Genomic DNA, 16,133 nt, shown 5'->3' on the forward strand with positions numbered 1-16,133 from the left:
TTTGTTGGGGTAATGATAGTGGCCATCATGGGGTCTGTGGGCCTTATGATGGCTATGTCTAGGGCCGCAAGATGTGCCGTGTTTGTCTTGATCCATCCTAAAAAAATGCTAGCACAGTTTATTTTAGAACTCAAATTTTTTTCGCTTGACATATCATTTCATAAAGGCCTAGTCTTTAATCATTAAGACCTCTTGTGCGTGGAGGATCCATGAATAATGTTTTTTCCCGTCGTGGACTCTTAAAATCACTTCTTTTTACCATCGCAGTCGGGGGCTTGAATAAGTCCATCCCCATTTATGGGGCAACAAGGCAAGGCATTGAGATTGGAGATGCCAAGGAGACAGAGAAGGCATTCGAGTATGAACTCGTCATAAGACGAGCCCCCCTTTTGATAGGGACCAAGGAAGGGCACCCCATTACCATTAACGACACATTTCCAGCGCCACTCATAAGGTTAAAAGAGGGTAAGGATGCGGTCATAAAGGTCACAAACGAGCTGCCCTACCCTACATCCATTCATTGGCACGGCATCATAATCCCAAATGAAATGGATGGGGTGCCAGGGGTGGTCTTTCCCGGTATTGGCTCAGGAGAGACGTTCGAGTACAGGTTCCCAGTGATTCAGAGCGGAACCTACTGGTACCACTCGCACACTGGTCTTCAAGAACAACTAGGCCACTACGGTCCTCTTATCCTCGACCCCATTGAGCCAGAACCATTTGAATGCCATAGAGACTACGTAGTTGTCCTCTCAGATTGGACCTTTGAAGAACCAGAAGCTGTCTTGATGCATCTTAAAAAGTGGGAGGGATATTACAATTTTCAAAAGAGGACGATTTTCGATCTTTTTCGCGAGATATCAGACCACGGCCTCGTTCAGACACTCAAGACCCGTTCCATGTGGGGACTAATGAGGATGAACCCACGAGACATAACAGACATAACTGGCTCCACATATACATATCTCGTAAATGGCAAGACCCCAGAGGAATACGAGACTTTCATTTTCAAACCAGGGCAAAAGGTGAGGCTGAGATTCATAAATGCCTCGGCCAGCACCTATTTTGACGTGCGGATTCCGGGATTAAAATTGCAAGTAGTGCAGGCAGACGGCCAAAATGTCCAGCCAGTCGAGGTGGATGAATTCAGGATAGCTGTAGCAGAAACCTACGACATTATCGTGGAGCCACGGGAAAATAGACCATACGCTATCTTCGCAGAGAGCATGGACAGAAGTGGCTATGCAATGGCCTGCCTAGCAACAGGACGCGGCATAAGACCTGCTATTCCAAAGACAAGACCTCCTTCAGAGCGGTCAATGGACTCCATGGACATGGCTTCCATGCACAAAGGGCATCATTCCATGAAGACACAGGAAAAGACAGGTGCCTGCATTGACTGTGAGATAAAGGCGCAGGAATATGATTTTGGCCCTGATGCAGCCATGGTAGTGAAGAGACCACGGTGCCAGATTGACGAACCCGGTGTAGGCCTTGGGCAGAACGGGCGTAGGGTCTTGACCTATGCAGATCTCAAGAGTGTGGTACCGTACAATTACAAGAGGCCTGATCAGACTCTGGAGGTCCATCTTACCGGAAATATGGAAAGATTTATTTGGAAAATGTGGACCTACGACGGAAGGGGTTTTACGTCGCAATTCCGCCAGCTAATAGACATGGCCTTTGGAAAGCGGGTGCGCTTAGTATTTGTCAACCACTCCATGATGGACCATCCTATACACCTACATGGCATGTGGATGTACCTGGAAAACGGCAACAGAGAATGCAATCCCAGAAAACACACAGTCAACATAAAGCCTACTGAAAAGTTGTGCGTGGATGTAGATGCCGATGCCATTGGTAACTGGGCATTTCACTGTCACATCCTATATCACATGCATACAGGGATGTTTAGAGTAGTTAGGGTCTGCTAAAAAGGAGAAGCCTCCGATGATAAAGAAGGTATTATTTTTTACCATCTTTCTGGCCTCACTAGCCCACGCCAGTGAGAATAAAAACTGTGAAACCTATCCTGTGAGCCCAATGCCAGCACTTCACTATGGAAAGGTATTAATTGACAGACTTGAGTACACGTTTGACGGGAAAAAGAAGAAAAACCTGGATTATGAGGTCACAGCCTGGTACGGAGGTGATTACCAAAGACTTTGGCTAGAGGCAGAAGGCCAGCACGACACCGGGAGCGGACAGGGTGGAGAATTGGAGCGTATCGATTTACTCTATGGCAAATTAATTTCCCCTTTTTGGGATCTGAGGTTAGGAGCAGGCTTTAGGGGATCATATGGAGCGGACACACAAAATCGTACTTTTGGAGTGATTGGCCTAAAGGGACTTGCCCCATATTTTTTTGAAATAGACTCGAATTTAAAGATATCAAACAAAGGAGAAATTATCTGGGATCTTGAGGCTGAATACGATATTCTCTTTTCGCAAAGGTTAATTTTACAGCCAAGGCTGGACACGTCCTTCGCTTTTAATCCCATCGAAGAACTTGGGATCGGTTCAGGCATAAACAATATAAATATCGGATTAAGGTTAAGATACGAATTTAAAAGAGAATTTGCTCCATATATCGGAGCAAACTGGAGCACTAAGATCGGTAGTTCGAGGGATCTGGCAAAGAGCGAAGGCGAGCCACCTGATGTCACACAGGTCTATATAGGGGTAAAATTTTGGTTTTGACCTCTCCTAACTTTACTTTTTCTTCCTTGAGGCTTATGATGACTTGCTATGGGGGAAATTGGACCATTTCAGGCAGTAGTCCTTGGAGTGCTCCAGGGGGCAACAGAGTTTTTACCCGTCTCTAGTTCAGGGCATTTGGTACTTACTGAATACTTTATGGATGTCAATGGAGGTGGACTCACTTTTGACGTCTTTCTCCACCTAGGGACCCTCCTTGCTGTGCTGGTCTACTTTTGGAGAGATTGGTGGAAGATCCTCAAATCCCTCAGAACTCCTTCATTAAAAAATCCAGATTTTAAACTATTACTCTTACTTATTATAGGTACCATTCCAGGAGGTATAATCGGGGTATTACTTGAAGGATGGGTAGAACAACAACTCAGAAGCCCCTGGGTAGTTGTTTCAACTCTCATACTGGTGGCTTTTGTACTCTATTTTGCAGACAAGACAATGAATATCAAAAAGGCCATTAGTGGCCTCAACATAAAAGATGCTATTATAATAGGGATCTCACAGGGGCTTGCAGTGGTGCCAGGGGTATCTCGTAGCGGAATAACCATGAGCGCAGGTCTCTTTTTAGGATTAAGCCGCGAGGAGGCGGCAAGGTTTTCTTTTCTACTCTCTTGCCCCATCATACTTGGAGCCGGCCTATTTGAAGGGATAAAGTTCTTGGGTACTCAAGGGGCATCACTTTCCCAGGAAATCATACTTGGATTTTTGGCCTCTTTTATCTCAGGACTCCTGGTAATATCATTCCTTTTAAACTTTCTAAAACGCCATACATTTCTTCCATTCGTCATATACAGGATCTTACTTGCAAGCTTAGTTATCTTCTTCCTTCTAGGACCAGGTGCTAAAGACTCCTTTGGATATTTCGAAGGGGCCAAATCGCAAAATAGACTCTCAAAGCTCATTACCATACTGGGTAAAGGGGTAGTCAATATCACGAGTAAGCCCCTGAAAGAAGACTACGCTCTTTTGCCGTACGGAGACGAAGGGCTCATTTCAGGGATTATAATTGATACAGATGGCCATGTAGTCACAGATGGGGTAGGCATAGTAGATAAAAGGTCCCTTGAGATCACACTATGGAATGGCCAAAGGTGGCCAGCAAGGTTTCTTGCTGAAGATCCTGTATCACGCCTTGCTGTGCTAGCAATAGAGGCACCCAAAGAGGTTCTTTCAAACTTAAAACCCCTTCCCCTATCTGTAGATTCAAAAGTCAATATCGGAGAAGCTGCATTTATTATTGGAAATCCCCTTGGGCTTGGGACTTCCTTTACTAAAGCAAATATCTTTTCTCAACCAAGGAGCATTGAGACCAAAGATGGTTATATAGTAGATAGGGTAATCGTCTTTGATAGGACTGTACCTAAGGGGCTCAATGGAGCTGCCTTGATTCAAGCATCTGGAATGGGAATAGGGATTGTATCAGGGGCCTTTTTCCATGAAAGACCAGGTATGGAACGAGAAGGACTCGGTTTTGCAATACCTGTTTCCTATGTGCTCAGGATAGCAAGATCTATCATCACAAAGGGGCACGTAGATCATGTTTGGCTAGGCGCCACTTGCAAGACAGTGACACCAGAGCTCGCCTCTATTCTTCGCCTTCCTGTTAAAAAGGGAGTCATTGTCTTTAAAGTCCATAAGGGTTCACCTGCATGGAAGGCTGGACTCAGAGGAGGCCGCGATTTCGTCAGAATTGGCAACCAAGGTTTATGGGTAGGAGGAGATATAATCATCAAAGTAAACGGAAAAGATATACCGGACTTACCTACCCTTGTAGACATACTTGAACAAATAGGCCCAGGGAAAAAGGCAATTTTTACTGTCATTAGGGGAAAGAGGGAAAAAAAGATAAGTCTCTACCTGGGTAAGCGAAAATTTTAAAAAACCTTTTAAAAACTCTCATGCGGAAACACACTTTCTAAAGGACAAAAAGTGCTTCCCCTTATCTCATGTAGAAGTTATTGGAAGAGTCATTATAGATATCTCAAGAGACGCCTAGAAGATCTAGGCGGCCATATTTTGAGCCCGTTAATACTGAAACACCCATCCAAGGAACCATGGAAGACTATGGGGGGCTTCCTGACTATTGCGGGAAAGAATCCAAAACGCATTCCTTTGTTAAAGACTAAATTTACTCAATATGGCCATAGCAGAGAACAGCTCATTGAGGTGAAAGAAGCCCTAAAAAGGATATTAGGACAAGAAATATGAAAAAAAGGCCTCCAAAGTTGAGTAAAGATGTAGACCTTGAAGCTCTTTTTCTAGAACAAGCTAATGAAAACGAGCAGCTCGACGACTTTGGTGAAATGCTTGAAGCATACCTTGAAAATATGACTGACGAAGACCTAGCAGACTCCTACCCTAAAACAAAATGGACCTTTAAACATCCACCAGATGAAGAGCTCGACCTACATGGTCTGACGAGGGAAGAAGCCCTGAAGAGAGTGGATTTTTTTATTGAAAATTCGAGGCGATGGGGTCTAAAAATAGTTCGTATCATTACTGGAAAGGGCCTCCATTCAACTTCAGGCCCTGTGCTCAAAGCTGCAGTTGAAGAGAGGATTGTAGAACTCAAAAAATCTGGGATGGTATCAGGATTTAAATGGGAAAAGAAAAAGAAAAGAAAAAGTGGGGCAATAGTCGTAATACTTTAAGTCAGAAGTGTTTTTTACCTGTAACCAGGCAGGAATGCCTTGAAAGGGGTTGGTACGAGGTTGACGTGGTACTCGTTACTGGAGATGCCTATGTTGATCACCCCTCATTCGGAGTGGCAATGATCGGACGTCTCCTTGAAAAAAATGGTCTCAAAGTCGCTGTCCTTTCACAACCAAGACATCAAGACCCTGAGGACTTCAGACGCTTTGGAAGACCTAGGCTCTTTTTTGGAATAACTTCAGGGAATCTAGACTCTATCTGTTCCAACTATACGGGAAACGCAAGGGTTAGGCAAAAGGACGTCTATAGCCCCTTCGGAAACCCTTACTTTGGTAGACAAAGGCAAAGGCAAAACAGAAGACGTCCTGATAGGGCCTGTATACGCTATACCCAGCTTGCAAAAGAGGCATACAAAGATGCCATTGTGGTATTGGGAGGGATTGAGGCATCATTAAGGAGATTTACCCATTATGACTATCAACAGGAGGCTCTGAGGTCTTCAATACTCACAGACTCCAAGGCAGACATCCTTGTCTATGGCATGGGCGAACGGGCAATACTTGAGATCGCCAAAAGGCTCCTCCTAGGAAAAGACCTTTTTGGAATTAAAGGAACCTGCATACCATTAAGCGATAAAAAGGCGACTAAACTCGTCAAAGCAAAGACCGCCGTAGTGCTTCCCCCCTTTGAAAAGATTGTAAAGGAACCTGCCCTCTTCTTAGAGGCAGAGCTAATTGTTGATAGACATTCAAGGAGTTTTTCAACTGTTCCAGTTTTACAGAGGCAGAAGGCGAACTGGGTACTACAAGAACCCCCTCAAGCCCCCCTGTCTGCCAAGGAACTTGATGAATTGTATTCACTGCCGTTTATGCGTCTGGCTCATCCCAGATACCCTGATGTACCTGCATCCCGCATGATAAGAAATTCCGTGACGATTATAAGGGGATGTCCTGGTAATTGCTCCTTTTGCGCCATAAATAGGCACCAGGGCACGCAAGTCTACTGGCGCTCAATCGACTCCATCATAAAAGAGCTCGAGACCATAAAAGATACGCCCGCTTTTGATGGAGTCATAACAGACCTCGGAGGCCCTACTGCAAATCTCTTTGGTGCAACCTGCGCCTTGAATCCTAATGAATCCAATGGAATTGGAAAGGGAATTTGCAAAAGGCACGACTGTCTTTACCCAACCCCTTGTAAAAATTTGAGAATTGACGAGGACGCATTCCTCGAACTCTTGAAAGAGGTGAAGAAGATTAAGGGAATAAAAAGGATTTTTATCTCGTCAGGCCTTAGGATGGAATTACTTTTAAGGACCCCCAGGCTTTGTCGTGAAATCTTTGAAAATCACATGCCTGGCAGAATCAAGATAGCTCCTGAACACACCGAAGACGAGGTCCTTGAGTTAATGCATAAACCTACAGGCAAACTTTTAGAGGAATTTCTATTATTTACCAGATCGTTGGGGCTGAAAGGGAAAAAGCGACCGCGATTTTCCGCATATTTTATTTCTGCACACCCTGGATGTGGGGCAGAACACATGAAAAGGGCCTGTGAAAAAATAAAGAGATTTGCCCTGGATAGGATAGAGGTGCAGGACTTTACTGCCACCCCTGGTACTATCTCCACTGCAATGTACGTATCAGGCCTCCATAGGGACCGACTTTGCCCGATATTTGTGCCCAAAAAGAGGGGGGAAAGAAAGGAACAGAGAAATATCATAATGGGATGCGCCAAATAAATTCAGGAGGGAAAAATGGAAGAAGAAGTTCTAATAGTTGATGAACACAATAACGCCATAGGTTCTGCTCCACGGAGCGTCATGAGGGCAAAAAACCTCCCGCACAGGGCCACATATTGCCTGGTCTTTAATAGTGATGGAAGGCTTTTCATCCAAAAACGGACTGCAACCAAAGACATTTATCCTTCTCATTGGGATATATGCGCAGGGGGAGTTGTGCTCAAGGACGAATCATATGAAGAGGCTGCCCAAAGAGAGCTCGCTGAAGAGCTAGGAGTAAGTGGAGTTGAACTGGAATTTCTCTTTGATTTTTTCTTTAAAGATGAAAACAATTCTGTATGGGGTAGAGCCTTTAAGTGTATTCACAATGGTCCATTTGTGCTTCAGGAAGAAGAGGTTGAAAAAGGTATGTTTATTTCAATAGAAGATCTCTTTGAAATGACCAAGCGTGAACCATTCACCCCAGATGGGATATTACTGTTAGAGCGCCTTCGAAAAGAAGGTCATCTTAAACTCAAATGAGGCATTGCAATTAGGGATTGAGCAGGCAAAACACTTTAGGCAATTTGCGTATCTATCATTTCAAGAAGAGAGTCAGCTATTTTACTCAATGCAACTGCGGCCTTAGACCCTGGTGAGTATTCAATTATGGGCATATAGGACCTTATGGCTTCAAAGACCATTTCGTCCCACGGAATAACTCCCAATTCTGGTAGGGTTATTCCAAGAAACTTGGATACAACGTGCTTTAATTTTAATCTGTCTAGAGTAGATTCCCCCCGGACTTGATTTAAAATAAGGGCAGGTCTAAATCCATTCAAGGTGTTTTCCGCCTTTTTCCTGGCATCAGGCCTGATTTTTTCAGCAAAGGCAAAAATTTCATCTATTCTTTGAAAATCTTTTTGAGAGAGAGCTCGTGAGACCTCATCCGTGGACAGGAAGCTTGAAAGGACCTTTCTTATGGTAGAAAGCTTTAAAAATCTATAAAAATCCAAGATAGAAGTGGGGTCAAGAGTAGAGACACAGAGTTGAATATCTGTCGAAATAAAAAAATCTAGCGTATTGAGGCTGGTTCCAGCCCCTACATCCAATATGACAACATCTCCTTTGAGCATCTTGATATGTTTCAGGAGTCGCTTTTTGGTGGCATAGGACATATTGGCGGTCTTTAAGGTCTCACCAGTACCGACTATTAAATTTAGGCCGTAGAAGGTATCAAGCCTAGTTGAAACCTCATGGAGATGCTTTTGGCTACCAGTCAGAAAGTCTGTAAGGGTAGCACTAGGTTTGAAGACACCGTAGAGGATATGGGCATCAGCTCCACCTACATCGAGATCTATAAGGTAGACCTCCTTCCCTCTCTGGGAAAGAATTGCCGCTATATTCGAGGCCACAAGAGTCTTTCCAGTACCACCTTTTCCAGAGCCTACGGATATTGTTACTGGCATCATACTGTAATCACTTGGAATATTTTTGCAAAACCTTTCTTAATTCGTTCATGGAGTAGGGCTTTTGCAAAAAATCTGCCATATCAAACCCCTTTAGCTCTTCTTCAACATGCTGTCTCGAAAAACCGCTCGATAAAATAATCGGAAGATCTCTGTTGATCTTTTTTATCTCGCGTAAAGTCTCTTTCAATGTTAATCCTGGCATAGTAAAATCACAAATTACACAACTGAAACCAGTTGGATCCTTTCTCAAGATCTCAATACACTCATGCCCGCTGTAACAGGCCTTTGCCTGGACTCCAAGGGCATTTAATATCTCAATTCCAATCTTCACTATCTGCGGTTCATCGTCCACTAAAAGGACAGGTTTTCTAGGAAGTGTGCCACTAACCTCCTGTTCGGAGTATGCTTTTATTTCTGGGCTACCAGTCGAAGCAGGAAGACATACACATACTTTAGTGCCTTTTCCCTTATGACTTTCAATATTAATCCCCCCCCTGTGCCTTCTTACTATGCCCATGACCGTGGCCATTCCAAGCCCTCTGCCATAAAATTTTGTGGTAAAAAATGGATCAAAGACCCTTTGCCTGGTTTCCTCGTCCATTCCACAGCCATTGTCCTCAACTTCAATTTTTATATATTTCCCCTCTGTTAAATTTTCTCCATAATCGCATTTTTTTTGGCAAAACGAATTAAACTCAACCAATTCAGTGCGAACTATGATTTTTTTACTTCGGACAATCTCCTTTAAAGAATTATTGTACTTCTGCTCAATGGCTTCTGAGGCATTCAGTACAAGATTCATAATTATCTGTTCCACTAGACCTGGATCAATGAATATGGGCGGAAGATCAGGTTGTAATTGATATTCCAAATCAATATCTTTTGAGATACTCAACTTTAAAAACTGTTTTATCTCCTCAATGAGTGCATTTACATCTAAAATCTTTGTCTCAAATTTGCCCTTTCCAGCATAGGCCAAAAGCTGCTTACAAAGTCCTGCCGCCTTTTTAGACGAAGAAATAATGGCATCTATGTAATTGTCTTGTATACCATCTTTGGATCTCAGCAATGCAAGTTCTGCATTACCAATTATGCCCATAAGGATATTATTGAAATCATGTGCAATGCCCCCTGCTATCAGGCCAAGACTCTCTAGGCGTTGTACATCTCTGAGCCTTCTTTCCATTTGAAGCCGTTCTTCTTCCATTATCTTCAAATTTGTTATATCGAGAACAGTTGCCACCACCTGGCCACGATCAGTTTGTTTTTGTAACCTTGCTCCCCTCAATAATATATTGATAGGCTTGCCATCCTTTCGTCTCCAGATGGTCTCTATGTCCACCTCTTTCCCATGGTCGAGTAATGGATAGGCCTTGCCAACCCGTTCATATTCTCCGTCATCAAAATAGAGAAACCTAGTGTTACTTCCTAAAACCTCAAATGCAGAGTAGCCAGTAATGGCTTCAAACTTGGCACTAACCCACTTGAACATCCTGTTCTCATTAACGATTATTACGCCTGCTGGCATAGAATTTATGAGTTTGTCGAGAAAATCCGTTTTCTGCATCAGGACTTCTTCAGTCTCTAGCTCTTGGGTTTTATCTTGATAAACTGCTACTATTTCTCCAGTTGGCAGCCTGTAGACATAGTTTTCCCTCCATCCCTGTATACGCTCATCCCTGTAATACTTTACTGGGTAGTGAATAGCTATACCTGTCTTGTGGACTTCTCTCAATACGTCTAGAAACCCAAATTCTTCTATCCCTGGGAAAACTTCTGTAATACGTCTTCCAATGACCTCCGCCCTCGATATATTCTCTATTCTTTCAGCTGCTCGGTTAAAGTCTAAAAAAACAAAATCCTCTCCATCATCAATTGCTTCATAGACTGCCACCCCATCGCCCATAAATTCAAAGAGGGTTCTGTATCTGGCTTCGCTGAGGCTAAGACGTTTTTCCAGATCTTTTTGCCGTGAAATATCTCTGACGATTGCAATAATGACACTGATTCCATCTAATTTGGTGTAGGAAAGAGACACTTCTGACCAAAAAAGGCCCCCATCTGCCCTCCTGGATAGCCATTCAAAACGTTGAGGTCCTTCTTCTCTTGCCTTTCTAATATGAAGCATGGCTTCTTTTTGCGAGTAAGGAGACTCTCCGAGGCTAAATCTATTTATTGAACCTTTGATGATCTCCTCCTTGGAACACCCAAAGAGGATTTCTGCGCCCTTGTTCACAGTCAGTATGTCGCCGGTCTTGGCATCGTGGACAAATATACCCTCAACTGAAGCATCAAAAACAGCCTTACAAATGGAGTCATTCTTCAAGTTCATGGCAATTGTTGGTTCCCCATTATTTCAGCACCTATTTAAAGACATCGTCCCAGATTATTGGGTTCGATTCCGAAATATTCCGGAATAAAGCCTCTTTGTATTTTCCCCCACAAATTCCTCAACTTTCTCCTTTGGCTCACCCTTTATTTCCGCTATTGCCTCAATGACCATGATGGCATTTTGGGGTTCATTGCGCACTGTTGGATCAGGGCCAAGTACTGGACTATCTGTCTCAATCAATATTGAGGAAAGAGAAAGGGCCTTGACCAATTTTTGTTTTTGTCTTGACCTAATGACCGAAGGTGGTATTGAGAAGAAAAAACCTGCTTCTTCTCCCAATCTGGCAATACTTGCCTTTCCATCAAAGGCATGAAGCTGTACCTTCTGGGCACCTTTTTCAATTAGAATCTCTATAGTCTTTCGGCCTGCTGATCGACTGTGGCAATTTAAAGGAAGACCAGTTTCCTTGGAAAGTTCTATGAATCCCTTAAAGATTTCCTCTTGAATCTCCCTTAGTCCTGGATCTTGAACCTTCCACCGATCCAGTCCCACCTCACCGATACAGACCAAATTTTGAGCATTTTCTCTAATAAAAGAAAACATCTCCTCTGCCTGTTCAAAATCCGTGTGAGTGGGAAACAGTCCTGCCCCAGCATAAACCATTGGAAATTTCTTTGAGAGACGAAGTGCCTCTTTGGCATCTTCAATGTCTTCGCTTACGCTTACAACCGCTTTGACGCCCTTTCTTTCTGCAATTTCAAGACATTGTCCAAGATCATCTTTAAACTCTTCAGAGGTTAAGTGTGCGTGGGTATCAATTAGTTTCATGATTTCTTCAATAACCTCGGATCAGCTCCTGATCTGTTTATTGGATATGGCCCCTGATCCCCTGTAAATGGAAGGGCAAGGACCCCAAGTATTCCAAGCGTTGATTCATAACGTATGTGCGATAGTCCTATGGTAATCTGTTCATGCCCCATGATAGGTTGCGCCCTATATGTTCCAAAGATCCTATCCCACCACGGGAAATTAAAACCAAAATTACTATTGGTCTCCCTAATAATTACAGAATGGTGTACTCGATGCATATCCGGAGTTACCACAAAAAGCCTAAGATATTTATCTATTTTTTCAGCAATATTTACATTCCCATGATTGAACAAGGAGCTGGCATTTAACGCTACTTCAAAGGCGAGTACTGCCAGGGGAGGAGGCCCAATAGCAGAAATAGTGGCCATCTTAATCGCCAGTGAAAGGATCATCTCTAATGGGTGAAACCTAAGCCCAGTAGTAACATCAATATCCATGTCTGCGTGGTGGACCATATGTAGCCTCCACAATATGGGCACGGCATGAAACATTAAGTGCTGGAGATATATACTGAGATCCATGGCCAAAAAGCCCATAATGAAGGCAACAGGTCTCGAGATCTCAAAATGATTTAAAAGTCCCCAGTGAGCAGCCTCTGCCCCAGCAGCTATAGACACAAGAGTGACTGGAAAGACAAGCTTTAGAGTTATCGAATCTATAATTATTATCAGTAGATTTTTCTTCCATCTCCTGATCTTATTTTCTATTAACTGCCTTTTGGGCCTCAAGATCTCCCAAATTGCCATTATTGAGATGACAAAAAAGAAAAATATTAGCCTGATTCCAGCTTCGCTATAAATCAATTTATAAATTCCATTCATGGAACCTTAAAATTTTTATCATTATACTTAATCTCATCAGAAGGGAATAATTTATTTCGCTTCAATTCCTCCACTATAGAAAATAGGCTTATACATTCTCTATCTTTTAATGTTTCCTTTAATGCCAGACTTAAAAGTTTTTCAGTTAGCTCGTCCTCAGGGGAAAGTCCGTAGATAATAAGCCTACCATCCCTCTTTTTGGCAATGAAACCAGCCTCTTCTAAGAGACTCAGATGCCTTGATATAGTTGGCTGAGCGAGTTTTAAGGCCTCTGTTATAATACATACGCAAAGCGGACTTTTGGAAAGTATTGTCAAAATTTTTAATCTGGTTGGGTCCTGGATAGCCTTTAATTTTTTACTAAGCTTGACATGTGGGCTCGATTTCATGTTTAAGTTATAAACATTGAATATACACTTGCCAACCATTACTACGTCATCAACGCTTGCCCCACCTAAATCTAGCATTTTATAAAACCATCCCTGTACGTCGAATGCCCGATAACACAGTAGATGCGGTGGCCTGTGAGCAAATACACACTCACGGAATGGATGCCGTATTGGTCTGCCAAGCGGAACATGGCTGAAAAACATTGAATTTTAACTTAGTTGTGGTAAAAAAATAGTTTCTCTTGCAGCTGTTAGGAAAAATATCAAAGTGAAAAAATGAACTCAGCAAAAACTGCTCTAGAAGCATTTAAAAATTATCTTGAGTCAGAAAAAAATTATTCAAGACACACTGTATTAGCTTATATTAGAGATGTACGCTCTTTTTTAGAATCAGCCCTAGAGGAAGACAAAGATTTTGACTCTATAGACCCGGGGAAAGTCCGTACCTGGCTTTTTAAACAGGCCCAAAAAGGGATAAAAACCGTGACCATTTCCCGAAAGCTCTCTTCTTTAAAGAGCTTTTATACATTTTTGATACGAGAGGGCATTACATCGAATAACCCTGCCCACCCCTTTAAACTACCTAAACACAGAGTCACTCTTCCAGAATACCTCAATGTGGATGACGTGTTTTGCCTGATAGAGGCAGTCCAAGGCGACGACGTTTTAAGCCTCAGGGATAGGGCAATCATAGAACTCCTTTACAGTTCAGGTCTTAGAGTCAGCGAACTCACCGGGCTCAACCTTGATGACTGTTCCCTTGATTTACAGGTACTAAGAATCAGGGGTAAGGGCAAAAAAGAGCGTATCGTACCCTTTGGCCAAAAGGCAAAAGAGGCTATTCAGACATATTTAGAAAAAAGACATGAGCTTTTAAATAAAGCTACAAACGACTCAGAAGACAATGAGGCCTTATTCTTAAATAGATTTGGGAAAAGGCTTACTCAGCGGAGTATTCAAAGACTTATAAAAAGACTGAGGATAAAGTCTGGGGTTTCTTCCAATTGCACCCCGCATACGCTCAGGCATTCAATGGCCTCCCATCTTTTGGAGGCAGGCGCAGACCTTAGGGCGATCCAGGAGATGTTGGGCCATGAGAGTCTTCAGACAACTCAAAGATATACACATCTGGAGATCTCAACCCTGGCTAAAATATATGACAAGGCCCATCCTCGGGCAAATTCCCTTAATGACGTCAACGATAAGATCAAGAGGGACTAGAAGTGGGAGTATATATGCACGGTACAACAGTTATTGCAGTACGTCGTAAAAATTCTTTGGTTCTTGCCTCAGATGGGCAAGTGACCCTAGGTAATACGGTTGTAAAACACGAAGCCAAAAAGGTGAGAAGGCTCTATGGTGGAAAGGTTCTGGCTGGATTTGCGGGCTCAACTGCAGATGCCATGACGCTCTTTGAAAAACTTGAAAAACGCCTTGAAGAGTTTAATGGTAATCTCATTCGCGCATCTGTAGAGCTTGCAAAGGACTGGCGCACAGACAAGGTCTTGAGACGTCTTGAAGCCATGCTAGTGGCAGGAGATAAGGAAAAGACTCTACTTCTGTCTGGAGCAGGAGACGTAATTGAACCTGACGAAGGGGTCCTTGCCATAGGTTCTGGGGGGCCGTACGCCCACGCAGCAGCTAAAGCCCTTTATGAAAACACTGAACTAACTGCAAGAGAGATCGCTGAAAGATCTCTTAGGATAGCTGCGTCAATCTGCATATACACGAACTCTTCTCTCTTTGTCGAAACCCTTGAATGGTAGGACTGAAGCAATGAACGCAACCGAAGGAGGCGGACTAATGGATGAGGCACCTCTTACTCCAAGACAGATCGTAATGGAGCTCGACAAGTATATCATCGGCCAAAAACAGGCCAAAAGGTCAGTTGCTATCGCACTTAGAAACAGGTGGCGCCGTCAGCAGATTCCAGAGGCCTTACGTGATGAAATCGCTCCCAAGAATATCATCATGATAGGTCCAACGGGAGTGGGTAAAACTGAGATTGCTCGTAGACTGGCTCGCCTGGCTAAATCACCCTTTTTAAAGGTAGAGGCCACCAAATTTACAGAGGTGGGATATGTAGGTAGAGACGTTGAGTCAATGATAAGGGATCTCACCCACCTTGCAGTGGACATGGTAAAACAGGAAGAAAAAGAAAAGGTTGAACAAGAGGCAAAAGTGAGGGCAGAGGAACGGCTCCTCGATCTGCTACTACCTTCTGGGGGCAGCATGGTTTCTCCACAAGGCCCTGGCACTGAGGCAACATATGATTCCACTCGTGAGCGCTTAAGGACTATGCTACGTGAAGGTAAACTAGAAGACCGTTATGTTGAGCTTGATCTGCCCCAACGGGCTCAAGGGCCAATGGTGGAGATTCTAGCTGCCTCAGGCATGGAAGAACTTCAGTCCAATATTCAGGAAATGTTTTCTAACATCTTCCCTTCAAAGAAAAAGAGGAAGAAAATAAAGGTCTCTGAGGCCAGGAGGATACTTGAGCAGGAGGCAGCAAGTCAACTCATTGATATGGACAAAGTCGTAGAACAGGCGATTCAGAGAGTTGAACAGTCGGGGATCATATTCCTCGATGAGATTGATAAGGTGGCTGCGAGGGGAAGCGGCTCTGGACCTGACGTATCGAGAGAGGGAGTCCAGCGAGATCTGCTTCCCATTGTAGAAGGTACGAGCGTACACACAAAATACGGGATAGTAAGGACAGATCACATACTCTTTATTGCAAGTGGGGCCTTCCATGTTGCAAAACCATCAGATCTCCTACCAGAGCTCCAGGGAAGATTCCCCATACGTGTCGAACTTGATCCACTTACCCAGGATGACTTCTTCAAAATATTAAAAGAGCCTGAAAATGCCCTGGTCACTCAGTATAAGGCACTTATGGAAACTGAAGGAATCACACTTGATTTTGATGATGAGGCGATTATGGAAATAGCACGGATAGCCTATGAAGTTAACCAGAGGACTGAAAATATTGGGGCAAGGAGGCTCCACACTGTTATGGAAAAACTTCTGGAAGAGGTCTCTTTTGAGGCCCCAGACATAGGACCCAAGTCGATTCCAATAACAGCACAGTATGTGAGGGAACGGCTTGAAGGAATAATTAAAGACGAAGATTTGAGTAGGTTTATTTTGTAATCTATGCAGGCA

At 43.4% G+C, this 16,133-nt stretch carries 15 protein-coding genes; 10 read left to right on the forward strand and 5 right to left on the reverse strand.

Annotated elements, in window-relative coordinates; translation table 11 throughout:
- The first annotated feature begins 209 nt into the window (after positions 1-209).
- The 7 genes from DBT_RS03590 to yfcD are packed head-to-tail and all read left to right on the forward strand — an operon-like array spanning position 210 to position 7,627.
- On the forward strand, positions 210-1,934 hold the full coding sequence (locus tag DBT_RS03590; protein ID WP_067616538.1) for a copper resistance system multicopper oxidase: 1,725 nt from the start codon (positions 210-212) through the stop codon (positions 1,932-1,934).
- Between the two features lie 16 nt (positions 1,935-1,950).
- Positions 1,951-2,700 (forward strand): copper resistance protein B, encoded by a 750-nt coding sequence (locus tag DBT_RS03595; RefSeq protein ID WP_067616540.1) that lies wholly within the window; start codon positions 1,951-1,953, stop codon positions 2,698-2,700.
- A gap of 48 nt (positions 2,701-2,748) precedes the next feature.
- Entirely contained in the window at positions 2,749-4,590 is a 1,842-nt protein-coding gene (gene uppP, locus DBT_RS03600) for an undecaprenyl-diphosphatase UppP (protein WP_067616542.1), read from the forward strand.
- 51 nt (positions 4,591-4,641) lie between these two features.
- Entirely contained in the window at positions 4,642-4,920 is a 279-nt protein-coding gene (locus DBT_RS03605) for a hypothetical protein (RefSeq protein ID WP_067616544.1), read from the forward strand.
- Entirely contained in the window at positions 4,917-5,363 is a 447-nt protein-coding gene (locus DBT_RS03610) for a Smr/MutS family protein (RefSeq protein WP_067616546.1), read from the forward strand. Before DBT_RS03605 ends, DBT_RS03610 begins: the two co-directional genes overlap by 4 nt.
- A complete protein-coding gene (locus DBT_RS03615) occupies positions 5,312-7,105 on the forward strand; it encodes a YgiQ family radical SAM protein (RefSeq protein WP_067616548.1) in 1,794 nt (597 codons plus the stop codon). The genes DBT_RS03610 and DBT_RS03615 overlap by 52 nt, the downstream gene beginning before the upstream one ends.
- Before the next feature lie 15 nt (positions 7,106-7,120).
- The gene (yfcD, locus tag DBT_RS03620) at positions 7,121-7,627 is read left to right on the forward strand and encodes an NUDIX hydrolase YfcD (RefSeq protein ID WP_067616550.1); all 507 of its coding nucleotides are present in this window, start codon (positions 7,121-7,123) and stop codon (positions 7,625-7,627) included.
- Between the two features lie 35 nt (positions 7,628-7,662).
- On the opposite strand, the gene DBT_RS03625 is transcribed toward yfcD, so the two are convergent.
- From DBT_RS03625 to DBT_RS03645, 5 genes are read right to left on the reverse strand one after another with little or no spacing between them, the layout of a single operon-like run.
- Positions 7,663-8,556 (reverse strand): MinD/ParA family ATP-binding protein, encoded by an 894-nt coding sequence (locus tag DBT_RS03625; protein ID WP_244155304.1) that lies wholly within the window; start codon positions 8,554-8,556, stop codon positions 7,663-7,665.
- A 7-nt stretch (positions 8,557-8,563) separates the two neighbouring features.
- Positions 8,564-10,888: a PAS domain-containing hybrid sensor histidine kinase/response regulator gene (locus DBT_RS03630; RefSeq protein WP_067616552.1), complete on the reverse strand. Its 2,325-nt coding sequence runs from the start codon at positions 10,886-10,888 to the stop codon at positions 8,564-8,566.
- 54 nt (positions 10,889-10,942) lie between these two features.
- Positions 10,943-11,716: a TatD family hydrolase gene (locus DBT_RS03635; RefSeq protein ID WP_067616554.1), complete on the reverse strand. Its 774-nt coding sequence runs from the start codon at positions 11,714-11,716 to the stop codon at positions 10,943-10,945.
- Positions 11,713-12,579 carry a sterol desaturase family protein gene (locus DBT_RS03640; RefSeq protein WP_067616556.1) on the reverse strand — a complete coding sequence of 289 codons (867 nt, stop codon included), beginning with the start codon at positions 12,577-12,579 and terminating at the stop codon, positions 11,713-11,715. The genes DBT_RS03635 and DBT_RS03640 overlap by 4 nt, the downstream gene beginning before the upstream one ends.
- Positions 12,576-13,046, reverse strand: a complete 471-nt coding sequence (locus tag DBT_RS03645) for an ArsR/SmtB family transcription factor (protein ID WP_067616558.1) — start codon at positions 13,044-13,046, stop codon at positions 12,576-12,578. Before DBT_RS03645 ends, DBT_RS03640 begins: the two co-directional genes overlap by 4 nt.
- Positions 13,047-13,244: 198 nt before the next feature.
- Here DBT_RS03645 and xerC point away from each other — a divergent pair, with 198 nt between their 5' ends.
- From xerC to hslU, 3 genes are read left to right on the forward strand one after another with little or no spacing between them, the layout of a single operon-like run.
- Complete coding sequence (xerC, locus tag DBT_RS03650) at positions 13,245-14,189, forward strand: tyrosine recombinase XerC (RefSeq protein ID WP_067616560.1); 945 nt, start codon at positions 13,245-13,247, stop codon at positions 14,187-14,189.
- A 14-nt stretch (positions 14,190-14,203) separates the two neighbouring features.
- Positions 14,204-14,734, forward strand: a complete 531-nt coding sequence (hslV, locus tag DBT_RS03655) for an ATP-dependent protease subunit HslV (RefSeq protein WP_067616713.1) — start codon at positions 14,204-14,206, stop codon at positions 14,732-14,734.
- A 10-nt stretch (positions 14,735-14,744) separates the two neighbouring features.
- Entirely contained in the window at positions 14,745-16,121 is a 1,377-nt protein-coding gene (hslU, locus tag DBT_RS03660) for an ATP-dependent protease ATPase subunit HslU (protein WP_279614761.1), read from the forward strand.
- Positions 16,122-16,133 lie beyond the last annotated feature (12 nt).

This window comes from Dissulfuribacter thermophilus (genome assembly GCF_001687335.1).
In the GTDB taxonomy this organism is placed as follows: Bacteria; Desulfobacterota; Dissulfuribacteria; order Dissulfuribacterales; family Dissulfuribacteraceae; genus Dissulfuribacter; species Dissulfuribacter thermophilus.